General features: G+C 34.8%; 17 protein-coding genes. 8 read left to right on the top strand and 9 right to left on the bottom strand.

From position 1 onward, the window contains the following. Positions 1-75 precede the first annotated feature (75 nt). The 3 genes from DRF58_RS02480 to tsaD form a co-directional block, all read right to left on the bottom strand. Positions 76-492 carry a hypothetical protein gene (locus tag DRF58_RS02480; RefSeq protein WP_116032434.1) on the bottom strand — a complete coding sequence of 139 codons (417 nt, stop codon included), beginning with the start codon at positions 490-492 and terminating at the stop codon, positions 76-78. A 110-nt stretch (positions 493-602) separates the two neighbouring features. After that, positions 603-1106 (bottom strand): hypothetical protein, encoded by a 504-nt coding sequence (locus DRF58_RS02475; RefSeq protein ID WP_123902347.1) that lies wholly within the window; start codon positions 1104-1106, stop codon positions 603-605. A gap of 28 nt (positions 1107-1134) precedes the next feature. Next, positions 1135-2151 carry a tRNA (adenosine(37)-N6)-threonylcarbamoyltransferase complex transferase subunit TsaD gene (gene tsaD / locus DRF58_RS02470; RefSeq protein WP_116032430.1) on the bottom strand — a complete coding sequence of 339 codons (1017 nt, stop codon included), beginning with the start codon at positions 2149-2151 and terminating at the stop codon, positions 1135-1137. A 5-nt stretch (positions 2152-2156) separates the two neighbouring features. Between tsaD and DRF58_RS02465 the strand changes: the two genes are divergently transcribed. The 3 genes from DRF58_RS02465 to DRF58_RS02455 all read left to right on the top strand — a co-directional run bounded on the left by DRF58_RS02465 (position 2157) and on the right by DRF58_RS02455 (position 7856). Next, the gene (locus tag DRF58_RS02465; protein WP_116032427.1) at positions 2157-6821 is read left to right on the top strand and encodes a translocation/assembly module TamB domain-containing protein; all 4665 of its coding nucleotides are present in this window, start codon (positions 2157-2159) and stop codon (positions 6819-6821) included. Between the two features lie 130 nt (positions 6822-6951). Then, on the top strand, positions 6952-7422 hold the full coding sequence (locus DRF58_RS02460; protein ID WP_116032426.1) for an Lrp/AsnC family transcriptional regulator: 471 nt from the start codon (positions 6952-6954) through the stop codon (positions 7420-7422). Positions 7423-7487: 65 nt separating this feature from the next. Next, complete coding sequence (locus tag DRF58_RS02455; protein WP_116032423.1) at positions 7488-7856, top strand: hypothetical protein; 369 nt, start codon at positions 7488-7490, stop codon at positions 7854-7856. Positions 7857-8057: 201 nt separating this feature from the next. Here DRF58_RS02455 and DRF58_RS02450 read toward each other — a convergent pair whose 3' ends face one another. Then, complete coding sequence (locus DRF58_RS02450; RefSeq protein WP_116032421.1) at positions 8058-8624, bottom strand: HupE/UreJ family protein; 567 nt, start codon at positions 8622-8624, stop codon at positions 8058-8060. A 64-nt stretch (positions 8625-8688) separates the two neighbouring features. Here DRF58_RS02450 and DRF58_RS02445 point away from each other — a divergent pair, with 64 nt between their 5' ends. Continuing rightward, positions 8689-9192 carry a DUF6702 family protein gene (locus DRF58_RS02445; RefSeq protein WP_116032418.1) on the top strand — a complete coding sequence of 168 codons (504 nt, stop codon included), beginning with the start codon at positions 8689-8691 and terminating at the stop codon, positions 9190-9192. Positions 9193-9288: 96 nt separating this feature from the next. Beyond that, positions 9289-9678 carry a VOC family protein gene (locus DRF58_RS02440; RefSeq protein ID WP_206605213.1) on the top strand — a complete coding sequence of 130 codons (390 nt, stop codon included), beginning with the start codon at positions 9289-9291 and terminating at the stop codon, positions 9676-9678. Positions 9679-9753: 75 nt separating this feature from the next. Here the strand turns inward: DRF58_RS02440 and DRF58_RS02435 are convergent, their stop codons facing one another. Both DRF58_RS02435 and radA read right to left on the bottom strand, forming a co-directional pair. Next, positions 9754-10326 carry an acyl carrier protein phosphodiesterase gene (locus tag DRF58_RS02435; protein ID WP_116032413.1) on the bottom strand — a complete coding sequence of 191 codons (573 nt, stop codon included), beginning with the start codon at positions 10324-10326 and terminating at the stop codon, positions 9754-9756. 35 nt (positions 10327-10361) lie between these two features. After that, on the bottom strand, positions 10362-11705 hold the full coding sequence (gene radA / locus DRF58_RS02430) for a DNA repair protein RadA (RefSeq protein WP_116032411.1): 1344 nt from the start codon (positions 11703-11705) through the stop codon (positions 10362-10364). Between the two features lie 153 nt (positions 11706-11858). On the opposite strand from radA, the gene DRF58_RS02425 reads away from it, so the two are divergent. Then, on the top strand, positions 11859-12359 hold the full coding sequence (locus tag DRF58_RS02425) for an FKBP-type peptidyl-prolyl cis-trans isomerase (protein ID WP_116032408.1): 501 nt from the start codon (positions 11859-11861) through the stop codon (positions 12357-12359). 71 nt (positions 12360-12430) lie between these two features. Here DRF58_RS02425 and DRF58_RS02420 read toward each other — a convergent pair whose 3' ends face one another. After that, positions 12431-13870: an aminoacyl-histidine dipeptidase gene (locus DRF58_RS02420; protein WP_116032634.1), complete on the bottom strand. Its 1440-nt coding sequence runs from the start codon at positions 13868-13870 to the stop codon at positions 12431-12433. Between the two features lie 139 nt (positions 13871-14009). Between DRF58_RS02420 and DRF58_RS02415 the strand changes: the two genes are divergently transcribed. Further along, positions 14010-14525: an FUSC family protein gene (locus tag DRF58_RS02415; RefSeq protein WP_116032406.1), complete on the top strand. Its 516-nt coding sequence runs from the start codon at positions 14010-14012 to the stop codon at positions 14523-14525. A gap of 184 nt (positions 14526-14709) precedes the next feature. Here the strand turns inward: DRF58_RS02415 and ahcY are convergent, their stop codons facing one another. Further along, positions 14710-16023: an adenosylhomocysteinase gene (gene ahcY, locus DRF58_RS02410; RefSeq protein WP_116032632.1), complete on the bottom strand. Its 1314-nt coding sequence runs from the start codon at positions 16021-16023 to the stop codon at positions 14710-14712. 163 nt (positions 16024-16186) lie between these two features. On the opposite strand from ahcY, the gene DRF58_RS02405 reads away from it, so the two are divergent. Beyond that, a complete protein-coding gene (locus DRF58_RS02405; protein WP_116032404.1) occupies positions 16187-16711 on the top strand; it encodes a HugZ family pyridoxamine 5'-phosphate oxidase in 525 nt (174 codons plus the stop codon). A 79-nt stretch (positions 16712-16790) separates the two neighbouring features. Here the strand turns inward: DRF58_RS02405 and DRF58_RS02400 are convergent, their stop codons facing one another. Next, positions 16791-17855: an NAD(P)-dependent alcohol dehydrogenase gene (locus DRF58_RS02400; RefSeq protein WP_116032401.1), complete on the bottom strand. Its 1065-nt coding sequence runs from the start codon at positions 17853-17855 to the stop codon at positions 16791-16793. Between the last annotated feature and the right edge of the window lie 17 nt (positions 17856-17872).

Raw genomic sequence — 17872 nt, 5'->3', positions numbered from 1 at the left:
AACTTTTTTATTTTGATACAAAAATAAGTTTTAAACTTTAAAAGTCAATGCTTAAAGTTAATGGACGTATTATTTTTATTTGATGTTTTGAAATGCGATTTCATTCTCACTGATGAAAGCAATACCAGTTTTCGAGGTAGTGTAGATGTCTGTGTCACATTCTCGGTAAGAACACATGTAGACTTCCTCAATCCAAGTGTTGTTGAGGAAAATCAGACTGAGGTATTCGTTTTTTTTAAGGTTGTTTTTGATGGAAAGAAAATCACCTTCTTTGGGCTCGTATGGAAAACTGAATACATTTTCAGAATTGATAGTTTCCAATATTTCTTCTTTGATATCTTGTATAAAACCGTTTTCAGAACTTATCAAACCAAAATCTTCCGTTTCGCTTGGCGTTTCAACTTTACCCGTAATGGTTTCCAGAATCCAATAATATTTTGAATTCTTTTTAGATTGCGTTCCGAGTTGTTTTTCTTCTAATAGTAGTTTCATAAATTCTGTTTTAACTTTGTTCGCTAGTGCGAGCGTCTCGCTCGTACTGTGTTCACGAGCAAGATGCTCGCGCTAGCGTGGGTTGGGTGTTAGAATTAATTTTTATTTTCCTAATTTTTTTTGTAGATAATCTTATCCGAAGTGAAACTTCGTGAGAAGCATTTTTTTGATTTAGAATATTTTATCATATCAATTGTGTCAAACCAAATATTAAAACGATAAGTAGCTTTTGCTTGTGTCAAAATTTCTTTGAAAAATTTTGAATCATTTATATTAATTGAATAAGATATTGTAGTGTTTGGTTTTACATTTTTGAATTTACCAAAACAATTTAGACAGTTAACATCTATGATTGATTTTGGAATTTTATCAAATTGATTTAAGTTTTTTTCAAATTTCTCTACATTGATTGGTTGAATTCTAACTTCACTAAATTCGTCGGAAATCTTTAATTTGACTAATTCATTATTAGTGATATTTAATCTTAATATGCCTGTTTTTGAGAGCCCAACGGTATCAATTTCGTATTTGAGATTGCAATAATCAATATTAACTTCTTGTGCATAAGAATTGAAAAATTGAAATATTAGCATTATAATTAATATTCTTTTCATATTTCAATTTTCAAATAAAATCTAATAATTACAAATCATACTTGGCAGTCGCAGTCGTCCTGATATCCGTAAACTCGCCACGTTCGTATTTCAATTTAGCAACCATTGCAATCATTGCAGCGTTGTCTGTAGTATATTCGAATTTTGGGATGAAGATATTCCAGCCGAGTTTTTCACGATTGTCTTCCATTGCTTTTCTAAGACTAGAATTGGCAGAAACTCCACCGGCAATGGCAACATCTTTTACATTAAGATCAGTGGAAGCTTTTTCCAATTTATCCATCAAAATTTCAATAATGGATTTCTGAACAGAAGCGCAAAGGTCATTCAGATTGTCTTTAATAAAATCAGGATTTTTCCTCACTTCTTTTTGGATAAAATATAAAACAGAAGTCTTAATCCCACTGAAAGAATAATCGTAACCTTCCATTCTCGGTTTGTTGAATTTGAAGGCATCAGGATTTCCTTCTTTGGCTAATCTGTCCACAATGGGGCCGGCAGGATAATCAAGATCAAATATTTTTCCGATTTTGTCGAAAGCTTCGCCTGCGGCATCATCAATGGTTTTTCCGATAATTTCCATATCGAAGTAATCCTTAATCAAAACAATCATTGTATGACCGCCAGAAACTGTTAAACATAGAAACGGAAACGTGGGCGGTGTAGGATTAGCATCTTCAATAAAATGGGCGAGAATATGCGCCTGCAAATGATTGACTTCTATCAATGGAACGTCCAGACTCATCGCAAGTGATTTTGCAAAAGAGGTTCCGACCAAGAGTGAACCCAAAAGTCCAGGACCACGTGTGAAGCCAATCGCGCAAATGTCATTTTGTTGTATATTTGCTTTCGAGAATGCTTTTTCTACGACAGGAATAATGTTTTGCTGGTGAGCACGAGAGGCTAATTCTGGTACAACACCACCATATTCGTTATGGATTTCCTGATTGGCAGCAATGTTGGAAAGGATTTTGTTATCCCTGATGATTGCTGCGGAAGTGTCGTCGCAAGAAGACTCGATACCTAAAATAATTGACTCGCTCATAATAGATGGCAAAGTTAGAAAATAAAAATATAAATAACGAAGAACCAATCAATGACAAACCAGTCATCAAGAAGAAACGTTCGCTTTTTTTAACAATTCTGAGCACTGTTTCTTACAGCATTATTGCATTGGTTGCTTTGATTCTGATTATCATTAATCTTCCTGTTACCAAACGTTACATCGCCAATCAAGCCATAGATTTTCTGAATAAAGACCTGAAAATGGGAATGTCTATTGATGATATTGACGTCAATTTTTTCGGAGATGTTACGATAAAAGGTTTACATATCAAAGATTATAAAGGTAATGAGTTTGTAAAAGCAAAAGAGATGCGAGTAGCGTCGGACTGGATGGCTTTGGCTTTCAATACAAGAGATATCAAATTCAATCAAGCAACCGTTATCGAGCCAACTATTCGTGTCATTACTTATAAAGGAGACAGCATCAGTAATTTTATCCGATACGTTGATAATTTTGATGACGGGAAACCTCGTGATTCAAAGAGGAAGCCTTTCAAAATGGGGATGAAGTTTGATATCATCAATGGGATTGCAAGTATCATTAATGAAAATAGTCCGGGAGAAGCGGGAAAATGGCTAGATGCAAGAAAAGTTAATCTAAATGTGACTTCTCTAAAAGTGGAAGGCGCAGATGTTTCTGCAGATATTAGAAACTTCAATTTCATTACAAAACGATACGGAAAAGAACACGTTGTCGATACTTTTTCTACCAATTTTGAATTGACAAAAAAGCATCTGAAATTAGGGAATTTGACCTTCAATACAGACCATTCTTTACTTCAAGGAGAAGTAACGATGAATCTTGACCCGGTTACCAAGTTTGGTGATTTTGGAAACAAAGTCAAATGGGATTTGAAAATGATTCCGGGAAGTCAGATAAGTGGTTATGATTTGAGTTATTTTGTGCCAGATTGGGACAATTATACGCCAATCAATATTTCGGGAACAATGACTGGGCCACTTAATGATTTTACTTTAAATAATTTCTTAATTAGGTCACAAGAAATCAATCTGAATACCAACAAGATGACCATCTCGAGTGTTTTGGATAAGAAATTTTTCATCGAAAGTAAAAATGTTTCTGCCGATTTTACTTATAAAGGTTTGAAACTCTCTTTGCCAAAGTTTATCTCCTCCAAAATGGGGAATTTTGCCGATGATTTCGGAAGATTAAAATATAACGGTTCTGTAAAAATCAATCCAAAACAAGTTTTTGCAACAGGCAACCTGATTACGGGAATTGGGCAAGCAAAAGTAACCAATTTTAATCTCGTAGATTACAGCTCAAAACGTCCAAAATTTAAAGGATTAGCCGAAGTCAAAGATTTGAATGTAACCGCGTTGACAAAGAACAAACAAGTTGGTTTGATTTCTGGTAAATTCAATGTTCAGGGAGAAGGTTTTGATGTTAATACGATGTATGTGAAAACTACTTCCGATGTCAATCATATCGATTTGATGGGGAAAAGCCTTAATAATATTTCGATTGACGGAATCCTTAATAAAAAACGATTTACAGGAAATGTTAATTCCAACGATGCTCACGCCAAATGGACTTTCAAAGGTTTTGTAGATTTCAGCACCAAAAGATTACTGGCGGATTTTGATGCGGATATCAAATATGTGGATTTGAATTATTTTGGAGTTTCTGCAGGCGATACGAATTCTGTAAGTGGACATCTTGTAGGAAAAGCGGCGATGACGAATCTGAATGATTTGAATCTTGATACAAGTATTCAAAACCTAACGCTTAATTCTTCGTCTCAAAAACTTCATATTCCGGATTCCAAAATCAAAGCTTTCTTTGAAAATGGAAACAGGATTGTTTCTGTAGATGCGTCTGGAGCTGTTAACGGAAGGATATCTGGAAGATTTGATCTGGAAGATATTGGGAATATGATTACCAACAGTATCAACAAAATAATGGTTGGGAATCCTCCGAAGAAAACTTATAACGGGCAGAATTTCGATTTTGATTTTGATGTAAAGCAAGGTTTGGTTTCTTTCTTTGTTCCGAACTTAGAATTACCAGATGGTGCGAAAGTGGCCGGGAAATACGATGGTAATACCAACGATTTGATTCTGAATGCTGATGCTACAAAAATCAAATATGTGATGACCAGCAAAAAAGAATTGACCGAAGCTGAAAAATTCCTGGCAGAAACCGACGCAACCTATCAACCAGATTTGACTAAAACCAAAGACAGCGCCATGGTGGATAGTCTGAGATTAAGAGTTAACACTGCTAATTTTGAAAAACAATTGGATTTATATGCTAAAAGAGCTCAATATGCTAAAAATGTTTTGCGAGATGTAGATTTTGTTGCTGCTAATAGAAATAGTCAGGTTTTGTATATCTCTACAACCTTCGAGTTGGGAACCTTGGATGATGAAGCTGCAAAGAAAATGAAAGAATATGCAGTTAATATTAATCAGACAACTAATTCTGCGGGTGATTATGTTTTCCGTTTTGAACCTACGACAATTACCTTTAATGATGTAGCTTGGAGTGTAGATACCAGCCCGGAACTCAATCATTCGATTACTTATAGAAATAAGGAAAAAGATTTTATAGTTAAAAATTTGAGAATCTTTTCTGATGAAAGTGAGCTATTAGTAAAGAATGCAGATTTTAAGTCAGCTAAAGAATTTGTAGCGGATGCAGAAGTTAAGAACTTTGATATTTCTAAGTTGTTAGCATTAGGAAATGGAGGGGAAAATGATATGAATATCAAAGGTACTGCTAACGGAACAATCTTGGTTAAGAAATCGGGGAATAATCTGGAACCATTAGTAGATCTAGATATCGAGAATATCTTTATGAATGACAAAGCAATGGGTAATATCGAAACCAGAATTACCAAAAGTGAAAAACCGAATGTCTTTGACGTTAATATTCAAGCCTTGTCTTCGGATCTTTTAGGTCATAATACTTTGGATGTTACAGGAACGATTGATAATAATCCGTCTTCGCCAGTTTTGGATGTGAGTGCTAAAATGGACGAATTTGATCTTGCATTTGCTCAACAGTTTGTGAAACAGATTTTTGGAAATTTCCGAGGGAAAGCTACAGGAGATTTGAAAATTTCTGGTCCAATGAATGATTTGGATTATAGTGGAGATATTGCTTTGAAAGGATTTGGCTTGAAATTGTTGTTTACAGGAGTAGACTATTCTTTTGATGATACGGTAATCAATCTTTCCAGAGGTTTGGCACTTCTTAATAATATTGCAATCAAAGATGGAAGGTCTAATTCTAAAGGAAGTATTTCTGGATCAATTCAATTTGAAACTTTATCATCTCTTGGTGTCAACTTGATTATGAGGGCGGATAATCTTTTGGTCCTTAATTCTACTCAAGAAGAAAATGATCTTTTCTGGGGACGTGTTTATGGAGAAGGAGATGTCTATGTCAGTGGACCAGTTTCGGGGTTGGAAATCAGTACACCAAATGATGGACTTAAAGTCATTAATAATAGTACATTTACTTTTAATAGTGCTTCTACAGCTAATGTCGATGAATTTAAAATTCTTAGATTCTTAAAACGTGATGAAGCGGGTGGGATTTCCATAGAGAAAAAGAAACAATCTGGGGCTAATATGCTGATAGATTTTGATGTAAGTATAGATAAAAACTCTATGGTTAATGTTTTGGTAGGCGATGATGTTGGAAGTATTGCTGTAAAGGGAGATGCCAATCATTTGAAATTCAGAATGGAAAGGAGTGGTAATATCCTGATGAATGGAACTTACACAGTGGACAATGGAACTTTTGTTTCCAAAGCTATCTTGGACAGAACTTTCCAAATTGCAAGAGGAAGCTTAATCCGATGGACAGGAAGTCCAATGTTGCCAGATCTTGATATCAAAGCCAATTATACCAGACCTATTACCAATACAGGAGAATATCTTGGGATGAGTCTTACACAACCGGTTAATATTGTTTTAACAACCAAAATTACAGGAACGTTGACTAAGCCAGATATTGCTTTTGGAGTTTCTGCGCCGGATGTTTCGTCTCAGGTAAGAGAAACTTTAGCCGAAAAAATGAGTAATCAAGATGAAAGAGTGATGCAGTTTGGATCTATTCTTGTGCTTAATAGTTTTAATGTGGCAAGTTCCGGAGTTCCAATCAATGTTGGGAATACAGCCCTTAGCCAAGGTGTGAATATGGCTTTCAAACAATTGGGAAGTGTTCTTAATACCATCAGTAGCAATTTTCAGGTTAATTTGGATTATATAACAGGAGATTTGGGGTCTAATACTTCGGATAGGGCAAATACAAGTGTAAGCTTAGCATTATCACCTAGGATTAATTTTAAAACAGGCTTAGGAGTTCCGATTGCAAGAACAGAAAATACAAACAGCAACTATCTCTCTGCGGAAGGTACAATAGAATATGACTTCAGTAGAGCCAATAATGGAAGTCGATTACTAAGAGCATATTCCAAACCATCTAATTTTGGATTGGGTACAGCCACCGCCAATGCTTTAAATCAAAGCTATGGAGTTGGTGTTGTGTATAGTAGAAGTTTTAATTCGTTTAGAGGTTTGTTTAGGAAGCGAAAAAACAGAGATAAGACAAAATCTGATACAGTCGCGGTTGGGCAAAATAAAGAAGATTCTTTAAAAAACAAGCCGATAAAATGATAATTATCATGAGTTTGCTTAGGTTTTGTTAAAAGCTGTTAATGTTTTAATATTTGTTTTTAGTTAATTTAATTTTTTTTAAATTTGCAAAAAAATTAGACATATTTTAAATAAATAATAAAATCAAACAATGAACTATCAATTAGACGATATCGATAAAAAAATCCTAGATTTCTTGGTAGAAAACACAAGAATGCCTTTCACAGAAATTGCTAAACAGATGGATGTTTCGGCTGGAACGATCCACGTAAGAGTGAAAAAAATGGAAGATGCAGGAATCATTTTAGGATCATCTCTTAGTATAGATTATAGCAAATTAGACTATAACTTTACAGCATTCATCGGTATCTTGCTTACAAAGTCAAACCATACACAAGAAGTATTGAAGCAATTGTCTTTGATTCCGAATGTTGTGGAAGCTAGCGTAACATCAGGAAAATATAATATCTTCTGCAAAATGAGAGCAAAAAATACAGAAGATGCAAAAAAAATTATCTATCAGATAGATGACATCCAAGATGTGATGAGAACAGAAAGTATGATCTCTATGGAGGAATACATTAGTGATAAAAACCGTCTTATAAACGCGGTTAGTATATAGTTAGTTAATAGAAATTTTTATAGAAAGGAGCTTATTCGTAAGCTCTTTTTTTATACTTTTATACCATGGATTCAGCAGACAGAAGTTTCAAAAACAACAAAGATTATTACCTCTTTTTCGGATTGATAATTTTGGTTTATTTTCTAAGTATTAATACAGATTATGCAGAGTATTCTCTTCATCAGCAGATTAATATTCCAAGTAATTTTTTCTATTACACTTTCGGTGTAGATATTTTGGTAATTATCAGTTGGATTTTGATTTTGCTTTACAGAAAAGTTGGAGTTATTCTTTTTCCGATATTCGTTGCTATACATTTTCTCTTGCACAACTATTTCCTTAGCACTTTTTTGTACTCAGACATTACCGCAATTTTTCTATACATCGGAGTCGGACTTTTGGCAATTATCCCAAGATGGAGCGTTTTGAAGTAGTATATTAACAACGTTTTGGGCGACTTAATCAGCTTTCCTTTTCCATTTTACCACTTCTGAGGATCTCGAATCGTCCATTCAAATCGAGGAACAAGATTCAAATAAAAAATAATATATAAATAAGAAATAAGTCGGGCTACAGGTTCAACATAAAAACATGATGATCTGTCAAAAAGATGTTTTTTTTTTAACTTAAACTTACTAAAACGGCATTCTCTCCAAAGCCATTTGAAGCGCAATTGCTCCAGCAGCAGATGAGGTAATCAGAAGCCATTCTCTTTGATTGAGCTTTGTTGTTTTGGATAAGATTGTGAAGATGATTAGGATTGCCAAAACCATTGCAATTTGACCCAATTCCAATCCAATGTTGAAGCCTAAAAGAGGTATTGCAATACTTTGTTCTTTTGCAAGCATCATTCTGGCTGTATTTGCAAATCCCATCCCGTGTATCAATCCAAAAAATAAAGCGAAATAAAACTGATAAGGTCGCTTTCCTTTAAAAATGATATTATCCAGAGCAGTAATCACAATCGTACAAGGAATCAAAAATTCTACCCAATTGCTTTTCACGCGGATGATATCAAAACTAGATAAAGTTAATGTGATACAATGTCCAATCGTAAATGCAGTAATCAATATCAATAATTTTTTTAAGTCTTTGAAACTATAAGCTGCAATCAACGCCAAAATAAAAAGCTGATGATCCAAAGCGTCCAAAGAAATAATATGATCCCAACCCAGCTGCAAGTAAAATAGAAAATCCTCCATTGTTTAATTTCTGAAAACCGTACGAAAATAATGATTAATTTTGATTTTAATTATCATTCAACAAATGAAAAAAAGTTTTTTTCTTATATATCTTTTATCAATAATCATTTGTAATTTATCATATACTCTACATCCTTATCACGTAGGTTCTATGGAGTTCAATTACAATTCAAAATCAAAAACATTTGAGATTACGGGGCGTTTTTTTATTGATGACTTGGAAAATGCTCTCAATAAAAAATATGGAAAATCTGTTCATTTCCTTGATTCAAAATTCAAATCAGAAATTAATAAAGAACTAGAGCAGTATGCAAAAGAATATCTTCGGTTGAAAGCCGATAATCAATTTGTGAAAATTAATTATGTTGGCTACGAAGAAGATCACGAGAGTGTCAATATCTATCTGGAGTCCGAATCTTTGCCTGTTCCGAAAAAAGTAGAAACCGCTGTTAGTTTTCTTTATAATCTTTTTGATGACCAGATGAACATCATTCATATTGTTGTAAATGGCGAGAGAAAAAGCGAAAAGTTAACCTATCCAGATCGTTATCTTTTTCAGCAGTTTTAATTTATATTTGAATTGATTTAAAATCCTGAAAACATGAAAAAATTGATTGCTATTTTGTCGCTTACTGTCTCACTTAATATCTTTTCTCAACAAAAAATGAATACTGATACAAAACTTCCGCTAGGTGCATTTTCAGTCAGCCTTAATGTCAAAGATTTGCAAAAGTCAAAAGAGTTTTATGAGAAACTAGGTTTCTCGCAGATGGGTGGCGATATGAAGCATAACTATCTTATTATGAAAAATGGAACTACCATTATTGGCATTTTCCAAGGGATGTTTGAAGGTAATATTTTGACATTTAATCCTGGTTGGGATGAAAATGCTAAAAAAGTGAATCCGTTTTCGGATGTTCGTGATATCCAGAAAAAATTGAAAGCTGCTGATATTAAATTAAATACAGAAGCTGACGAAAATACGAAGGGACCAGCTTATATAGAATTGACAGATCCAGATGGAAATAAAATCTTGATAGATCAACATCGATAGATTTTGCTGTAAAATAATAAAAGCTTTGAATCTACTTGATTCAAAGCTTTATTTTTTAATAATTTGTGCAAAACTTTACATCAATTTAAAGGTTTTTGTACATTCCGAAACGATGTCGGGGAAGAATTTGTTAAAATAAAATTGCAGCTCTTTTTTATTCTTCAAAAATAAATCGAAAACAGGAATGTTTTTTTCCAAATATTTGGCTTTATTAAGGACATTTTGCATAGAGAATTTTATACCTTGGTCGGTTCTATAGTTTGTCAACCAATCATCTTGTTCCATTCTTACAAGCATTTTTTTATAATTCTCGGGAAGCCATTTTTCATTTTCCCAAAGGATTCTATAAGTTTTCAGAGAATGTTGTTCCAAATCTTCAATCGGATAGTAATGCGCTACAAAATAATCAAAAGCAACGTCTACAAAAGCTCCAGAATAAAGCCTTACCAAAGGACTGAAAATCTTTTTCGCTTCGTGAACAGCAGGATGAGAATCGGTAAAACTATCGATAAATCTATGAAGTTTAATACCATCCTGAATCTCTAAAGGAAAATTTTCCCGTTCATTATTCTTAATAAAGTCCGCAATCATATTCCCGACCAGTTGTCCGTTGGTAAAAGAAAGAATAGAGTGGGCTAGATAATTCATCAAGTGAATTTACGAATTATTAATGATGATTGAAATTAAAATAGCCGTTCCACAAAATCTTCGATTTTGCTGATTTCTTCAATCTTGATTCCGAATTTTCTTTTTGGAAGTTTATTAAGATTTGAAACAAATATTTTTTCGTAACCCAATTTTTCAGCTTCAGTAATTCTTTGTTCAGCTTGTGCAACAGGACGGATTTCTCCACTTAGTCCAATTTCTCCCGCAAAACAGTAATGTTCCGAAATGGCAATATCTTCATTACTTGATAAAATTGAAGCTACAACTGCTAAATCCAAAGCCGGATCATCGGTTTTGATTCCTCCGGTAATATTTAAGAAAACATCTTTTGCGCCGAGCTGAAAACCGGCTCTCTTTTCCAAAACAGCCAAAAGCATATTCAGCCTTTTGGAATCAAAACCAGTAGAACTTCTTTGTGGTGTTCCATAAACTGCAGTGGAAACCAAAGCCTGAATTTCCAGCAACATCGGTCTGTTTCCTTCAAGAGTTACGGCTACAGAATTTCCGGAAAGTTCTTCAGATTTTTTAGTAATAAGGATTTCGGATGGATTTTTAATCTCTTTCAAACCTTGCGAAATCATTTCATAAATCCCAATTTCCGATGTGGAACCAAAACGATTTTTATTCGCTCTCAATAATCGGAAAAGATGATTTCTGTCGCCATCAAAATTAAGAACCACATCTACCATATGTTCCAAAACTTTTGGACCAGCAATTTGTCCGTCTTTTGTAATATGTCCAACCAGAAAAACAGGAATGTTGTTGTCTTTGGCAAATTTGATGATTTCGTTTGAACATTCTCGGATTTGAGAAACCGTTCCCGGCGAGCTTTCTATCAATTGAGATTGCAAAGTCTGGATAGAATCTATAATCATAAAATCTGGCATTAGTTTTTTAGCTTCGTGCAAGATTTTCTCAACATTAGTTTCTGTGAAAAGAAAACAGTTTGGGTTTTTAACTTCCGCTAATCTGTCGGCTCTCATCTTGATTTGAGAAGCACTTTCTTCACCTGAAACATAGAGGATTTTTTTCTTCATTTTCAAAGCAAGTTGAAGGAGTAGTGTTGATTTTCCAATTCCAGGTTCACCTCCGATTAAGGTTACAGAACCTAAAACAATTCCGCCACCTAAAACTCTGTCTAGTTCTTCGGAAGGTGTTTTGATTCTTGGTTCTTCATTGGTTTCAACTTCTATGATGTTGATGATGGAAGATTTGGATTTTGGAACGACAGATTTTGTAGATTTTTCTACGATTTCCTCTACAAGCGTATTCCATTCTCCACAGGTTTTGCATTGCCCGTGCCATTGAGAATATTGTGCGCCACAGTTTTGACAGAAATATTGAGTTTTGAGTTTTGCCATTCTGCTAAGTTCCAGAAAAATTCTCGAAAAGAAAATATTTGGAAAGAAGTTTTATTTTAAATATTCTACTCTTAAATTTCAAAAGCTTACTTTTGTTGACGTTGCATCAGAAAAGATGCTCTCAAAATTATTTTTAAAATTAAATCATAAACAATGGCATTAGAAAAAAACAATGTAGTAACTCTAAAATATGTTCTACACACTAATGATGAAAACGGCGAAAAAGTATTTGTAGAAGAGACTTCTGCAGAAAACCCAATGACTTTTCTTTACGGTGTAGGAATGATGATTCCAAAATTCGAAGCTGAGATTGAAAATCTAGCGGTAGGTGATAAAGCATCTTTCGAAATTGCACCAAGTGAAGGTTACGGAGAAAGAAATCCTGAAGCAGTTACGCAATTGCCTGTTGATATGTTCCAAGGTCAAGAGTTGCCTCCAGTTGGAGCAATGTTGCCACTTTCTGATAATCAAGGAAATAACTTTCAAGCAATTGTATTGGAAGTAACGCCAGAAGAAGTTGTTGTAGACCTTAATCACCCAATGGCTGGAAGAAGTTTGTTCTTTGATGTGGAAATCTTGAACACGCGCCCTGCTACTGAAGAAGAATTAGCGCATGGTCACGCTCACGGAGAAGATGGTCATTCTGGGCATTAATCTTTGAATTAGTAAAAATAAAAATGCTCGTTACAGTTAACGAGCATTTTTTTATGATGATTGTTTAGCTTTTACTTTTTAGGGATATTTTTCAAAATCTCCTGTGTGTATTTCCAGAATTTTTGAGTGGAAGAAACACTCGCTCTTTCATCCGGAGAATGCGCACCTTTGATGGTTGGTCCAAAACTCACCATTTCCATTTTTGGATAGTTTGCGCCTATTATTCCGCATTCCAAACCTGCGTGACAAGCGACTACCATTGGTTTTTCACCGAAATTGGATTCGTAAAGCTCTGCCATTACTTTGATGATTTCTGCTTCCGGTTTTGGTTTCCAGCCTGGATAAGAACCTCCGAATTCCGTTTTCAAAGCATTACTTTCATAAGCTGATTTTAATTGATTAGCAACTTCCCATTTTGTAGATTCTACTGAAGAACGTGTTAAATTTAAAATCTTGATTTCTCCGTTTTTCAATTCGACTCTAGCAACGTTGTTGGAAGCTTCTACCAAACCTTCCACATCTGGACTCATTCGGAAAACACCATTATGAGCTGCATTGATGGCGAAAATTATTTTCTTAGAATCCTCAATAGAAATTACTTTTTCAGAAGAATCAGTTTTTTCAATATTGATAATTAAATCTTTTTCCAAAGAAGCAAATTCTTCCAAGATTTCAGATTTTAATTGCTCAATGTTTTTTGAAAATATTTCTGAATTTTCTACAGAAACAATCGCTTTAGCTTCTCTCGGAATCGCATTTCTCAAACTTCCACCGTCAATTAAACTTAACTGAATTTGATTGTCTAATCCTAAGAATAAGAATCTTCCCAATAATTTGTTCGAGTTTCCAAGTCCTTTGATAATGTCCATTCCAGAGTGTCCACCTTGTAAACCTTTGATTACGATTTTGAAAGTGTCACCTTTAGCTTCTTCCAAGTCAAATTTTGCAGAAGCCGTCACGTCCACGCCACCAGCACAACCGATATCGATTTCGTCATCTTCTTCTGTATCAAGATTTAGAAGGATTTCACCTTTCAACTGTCCTGGTTTCAAAGCTAATGCGCCTGTCATTCCTGTTTCTTCATCAATCGTGAAAAGTGCTTCCAATTCTGGATGTGGAATGTCGTTACTTTCTAAGATTGACATAATCGTTGCTACGCCTAAGCCATTGTCAGCGCCCAAAGTTGTTCCTTTTGCTCTTACCCAATCGCCATCAACATACATTTGGATTCCTTGAGTTTCGAAATCAAAATCAACATCATTATTTTTTTGGCAAACCATATCAAGGTGAGATTGCATCACGATTGGCTGTCTGTCTTCCATTCCTGCAGTTGCGGGTTTTGTGATAATGACATTTCCAACTTCGTCAACAGTCGTTGGCAATCCAAGATTCTCGCCGAATTCTTTTATGAATTTTATAACTTTTTCTTCTTTTTTTGATGGTCTTGGAACCGAATTCAGTGCTTCGAAGTTTTTCCAAATCACTTTTGGTTCCAGTTGAGAATATTCCATTTTTTTTGAAATTTTTTGAATTGGCAATTTACTAATTATGAAAGGAAAATGAAATCTTTATGACATAAATAATGTTTCCAAAATCTTCTTTTCGTTTTATGTTTTATAATTTTGAAACTTCAATTCTAGCAAACTAATTATGTCGAATTTTATACAACAGTTTTCAAAATTTCTAAGGTTAAGAGTGTCCGTCTCAGAATGGATTTACTTGATTAAATGTGTTATTGGCGCAGCTATTTGTTATCTGTTTTATATTTTTCTTCCGCAATATCCTGTTTATTGGGCTTTGATTTCCGTTGTGATTGTTTTCTCTCCTGATAATAGTAACAAGCTGGCTTATGACCGAATCAAATCCAATCTTCTCGGCGCTTCTATCGGAATGATTTTATTTCTAATTCCGATTCCTAATATTTTATTGATTTGTATTGGTGTCGCCTTGACGATTCTTGTTGGAATTGCTCTGAAGCTTGATAATACGCTTCGTTCTGCTCTTGCAGCTATGGTAATTGTATTGATTGAAGAAAATCAGGCGCACGATTGGCTGATTCCGATTGAGCGTGTGATTTGTGTTTGTATAGGTTGTTTTGTGGCGCTAATTATCACTTTTGTTTTTTCTAAGTTCAAAAGGTACGGTCAAACTTTTTTGAAACATTGATAAAAGGTACAAAACCCATAGCCCCGATAGCAGCGACATCCTTTTTTGTTTTCTATTGCTAATGTTATTTTTATGGACTACCGTTCTGAAAACAAAAAAGATATAGCGGATAGCGGGATTAAGCTTCTAAATAAAAAACTCCCCAAAAATTGGAGAGTTTCTATAATGTTTAAGATCAAAAATATTAGTATCTGTAATACTCTGGTTTGAATGGTCCTTTCACATCGACACCAATGTAATCAGCTTGTTCTTTAGAAAGAACTTCCAGCTCAACGCTTAATTTCTTAAGGTGCAATTCAGCTACTTTTTCGTCTAAGTGTTTTGGTAACATATAAACCTCGTTTCCGTAAGCTTCAGAATTTGTCCAAAGTTCGATTTGAGCCAAAGTCTGGTTAGAGAACGAGTTAGACATTACGAAAGATGGGTGACCAGTTGCGCAACCAAGGTTTACCAATCTACCTTCAGCAAGGATGATTACTTCTTTACCTTCGATGGTGTAGATGTCAACCTGAGGTTTAACTTCAGATTTTGTGTGACCGTAGTTTTTGTTCAACCAAGCCATATCGATTTCGTTATCGAAGTGACCGATGTTACAAACAATCGCTTTATCTTTTAGTTTCAAGAAATGCTCAGCTCTTACGATGTTGAAGTTACCAGTCGTAGTGATTACGATATCTGCATTATCAACAACAGTATCCAATCTTTTCACTTCGTAACCATCCATTGCAGCTTGAAGCGCACAAATTGGGTCAATTTCGGTTACAGTAACGATAGAACCTGCTCCTCTAAATGAAGCTGCGGTACCTTTACCTACGTCTCCGTATCCGCAAACTACCACTCTTTTTCCAGCCAACATCACGTCGGTAGCTCTTCTTACCGCATCTACCGCAGATTCTTTACATCCGTATTTGTTATCGAATTTAGACTTGGTAACCGAATCATTAACGTTGATTGCTGGCATTACTAGAGTTCCGTTTTTCATTCTTTCATACAATCTGTGAACGCCTGTAGTCGTTTCTTCAGAAAGCCCTTTAATTCCGGCAGTAAGTTCAGGGTATTTATCAAAAACCATATTGGTTAAATCTCCACCGTCATCAAGAATCATATTCAATGGTTTTCTGTCTTCGCCAAAGAAAAGAGTCTGCTCAATACACCAATCGAATTCCTCTTCATTAAGACCCTTCCAAGCATAAACAGGAATTCCGGCAGCAGCAATTGCAGCAGCAGCGTGGTCCTGAGTTGAGAAAATATTACAAGAAGACCAAGTTACTTCAGCTCCTAAAGCAACCAAAGTCTCGATAAGAACTGCAGTTTGGATTGTCATATGCAGACATCCTGCGATTCTTGCGCCTTTCAAAGGTTGAGAAGGACCGAATTCTTCACGGATAGCCATCAAACCAGGCATTTCTGCTTCAGCCAATGTAATTTCTTTTCTTCCCCATTCTGCTAGGGAGATGTCCTTAACTTTATAAGGAACGTATTGTGTTGTTGTACTCATATCGGATGAATGAATTTTGATTCCAAATTTAAAATGCAAAATTACGATTAATAATTTAGATACAAAAAACAGAGATTAAACTTCATTATGACAATTGACATAAGAATATTTTATTTTAATTTATTCTAAATAAGCTATTTTTGTAAAAAATAAATCTAAAATTATGAGTGAACATACAGAAGAAGCCAAGAGACAAGCAAAACCAGTTGCTCCTAAAGTAAAAGAATTAATTGCTAAAACGTTAAGCGTAACTTTGGCAACTGTAGATGCAGAAGGAACGCCGAATGCTAGTTATGCGCCATTTGTAGAAATTGATAACAAATTTTACATTTTGGTTTCTTTTATGGCGAGACATACAAAGAACTTGGCTGAAGGAAGAAAAGTTTCTGCAATGTTCATCGAGGATGAGTCTGCTACAAAACAAGTTTACGCAAGAGAAAGATTAACCGTTGAGGTTTCAACTTCTCAAATAGAAAGAGATACTGATGATTGGAACAACATCGTTGGAAAACTAAAAGAAAGACACGGGAAAATCGTAGATGTTCTGAATGATATGACAGATTTTATCCTAATTGCTCTTCATCCAGTAAAAGGTGCTTACGTGAACGGATTCGGAAGTGCTTATTTTGTAGATGCAAATCTTGAAATAATGGAACATAGAAACGATATCAATCACACTCAGAAATAATATCGATTTCAAAATATATAAAAAGGCTTAGCGAAAACTAAGCCTTTCATTTTTGTTAATTAAATTTTTTAAACTAAAATTAATTCTTCAAACTTTTCATATCAATTACAAATCTGTACTTTACATCACTTTTTAGCATTCTTTCGTAAGCATTGTTGATGTCTTGGATATTGATGATTTCGATGTCCGAAACAATGTTTTTTTCTCCGCAGAAATCTAGCATTTCTTGAGTTTCTTTGATTCCGCCAATCAAAGAACCGGCTACTGAACGTCTTTTATAAATCATAGGTCTAGTACTTACAACTTCATTTTCGAATTCCCCAATGAAACCAACAAGAACTAAGGTTCCATTTACAGTCAATGTATTCATATAAGGATTGATATCGTGTTCGTAAGGAACAGTGTCAATAATCAAATCGAATTTGTTAAAAACAGATTTCATTTGCTCCTCATCAGTTGAGATAATGACGTGGTCCGTTCCAAGGGCTTTTGCATCGTCTGTTTTTCCTGGAGTTCTAGAGAACAATGTAACTTCTGCGCCCAAACCTTTTGCCAATTTTATCGCCATATGACCTAATCCACCAAGACCTACAACAGCAACTTTGGATTTTTCTGTTATGTTCCAATGTCTGAGAGGTGACCAAGTTGTGATTCCGGCACATAGAAGTGGAGCAGCGGCAGCCATATCCAGATTCTCTGGAAGACTCAAAACGAAATGTTCGTCTACAACAACAGATTCTGCATAACCTCCGAAAGTCCTTGTGCTCTCAAAGTATTTATCTTTTCCATTGTAGGTTCCTATGAAGCCATTTTCACAGAATTGTTCCAAGTCTTGCTCACAGCTGTGACAAGTTCTGCAAGAATCTACCATACAACCAACTGCAACTGAATCTCCGATTTTGAATTTGGTAACTTCATTTCCTACACTTTTTACAATTCCTACAATCTCGTGTCCAGGAACTGCTGGGTAAACTGTTCCACCCCAATCATTTCTTGCGGTATGCAGATCAGAATGACAAACTCCACAATAATAGATATCAATTTCTATGTCTTTTGGTTGGATTTCTCTTCTTTCAATGGTTAGTAGTTTCAAGTCATTTTCGGCAGCTTGTGTACCAAAAGCTTTTATTTTTCTTGTTTCCATTTTTTTTAAATATTTTT

Source organism: Epilithonimonas hispanica (genome assembly GCF_003385395.1).
In the GTDB taxonomy this organism is placed as follows: domain Bacteria; phylum Bacteroidota; class Bacteroidia; order Flavobacteriales; family Weeksellaceae; genus Epilithonimonas; species Epilithonimonas hispanica.
The sequence above is the reverse complement of the archived record's forward strand: the minus strand, read 5'-3'. Positions and strand labels throughout refer to the sequence as shown.

Bases quoted from the DNA above. Each gene is read 5' to 3' on its own strand.
- DRF58_RS02480 (WP_116032434.1), bottom strand. From the start codon at position 492: ATGAAACTACTATTAGAAGAAAAACAACTCGGAACGCAATCTAAAAAG.
- DRF58_RS02475 (WP_123902347.1), bottom strand. From the start codon at position 1,106: ATGAAAAGAATATTAATTATAATGCTAATATTTCAATTTTTCAATTCT.
- tsaD (WP_116032430.1), bottom strand. From the start codon at position 2,151: ATGAGCGAGTCAATTATTTTAGGTATCGAGTCTTCTTGCGACGACACT.
- DRF58_RS02465 (WP_116032427.1), top strand. From the start codon at position 2,157: ATGGCAAAGTTAGAAAATAAAAATATAAATAACGAAGAACCAATCAAT.
- DRF58_RS02460 (WP_116032426.1), top strand. From the start codon at position 6,952: ATGAACTATCAATTAGACGATATCGATAAAAAAATCCTAGATTTCTTG.
- DRF58_RS02455 (WP_116032423.1), top strand. From the start codon at position 7,488: ATGGATTCAGCAGACAGAAGTTTCAAAAACAACAAAGATTATTACCTC.
- DRF58_RS02450 (WP_116032421.1), bottom strand. From the start codon at position 8,624: ATGGAGGATTTTCTATTTTACTTGCAGCTGGGTTGGGATCATATTATT.
- DRF58_RS02445 (WP_116032418.1), top strand. From the start codon at position 8,689: ATGAAAAAAAGTTTTTTTCTTATATATCTTTTATCAATAATCATTTGT.
- DRF58_RS02440 (WP_206605213.1), top strand. From the start codon at position 9,289: ATGAATACTGATACAAAACTTCCGCTAGGTGCATTTTCAGTCAGCCTT.
- DRF58_RS02435 (WP_116032413.1), bottom strand. From the start codon at position 10,326: ATGAATTATCTAGCCCACTCTATTCTTTCTTTTACCAACGGACAACTG.
- radA (WP_116032411.1), bottom strand. From the start codon at position 11,705: ATGGCAAAACTCAAAACTCAATATTTCTGTCAAAACTGTGGCGCACAA.
- DRF58_RS02425 (WP_116032408.1), top strand. From the start codon at position 11,859: ATGGCATTAGAAAAAAACAATGTAGTAACTCTAAAATATGTTCTACAC.
- DRF58_RS02420 (WP_116032634.1), bottom strand. From the start codon at position 13,870: ATGGAATATTCTCAACTGGAACCAAAAGTGATTTGGAAAAACTTCGAA.
- DRF58_RS02415 (WP_116032406.1), top strand. From the start codon at position 14,010: ATGTCGAATTTTATACAACAGTTTTCAAAATTTCTAAGGTTAAGAGTG.
- ahcY (WP_116032632.1), bottom strand. From the start codon at position 16,023: ATGAGTACAACAACACAATACGTTCCTTATAAAGTTAAGGACATCTCC.
- DRF58_RS02405 (WP_116032404.1), top strand. From the start codon at position 16,187: ATGAGTGAACATACAGAAGAAGCCAAGAGACAAGCAAAACCAGTTGCT.
- DRF58_RS02400 (WP_116032401.1), bottom strand. From the start codon at position 17,855: ATGGAAACAAGAAAAATAAAAGCTTTTGGTACACAAGCTGCCGAAAAT.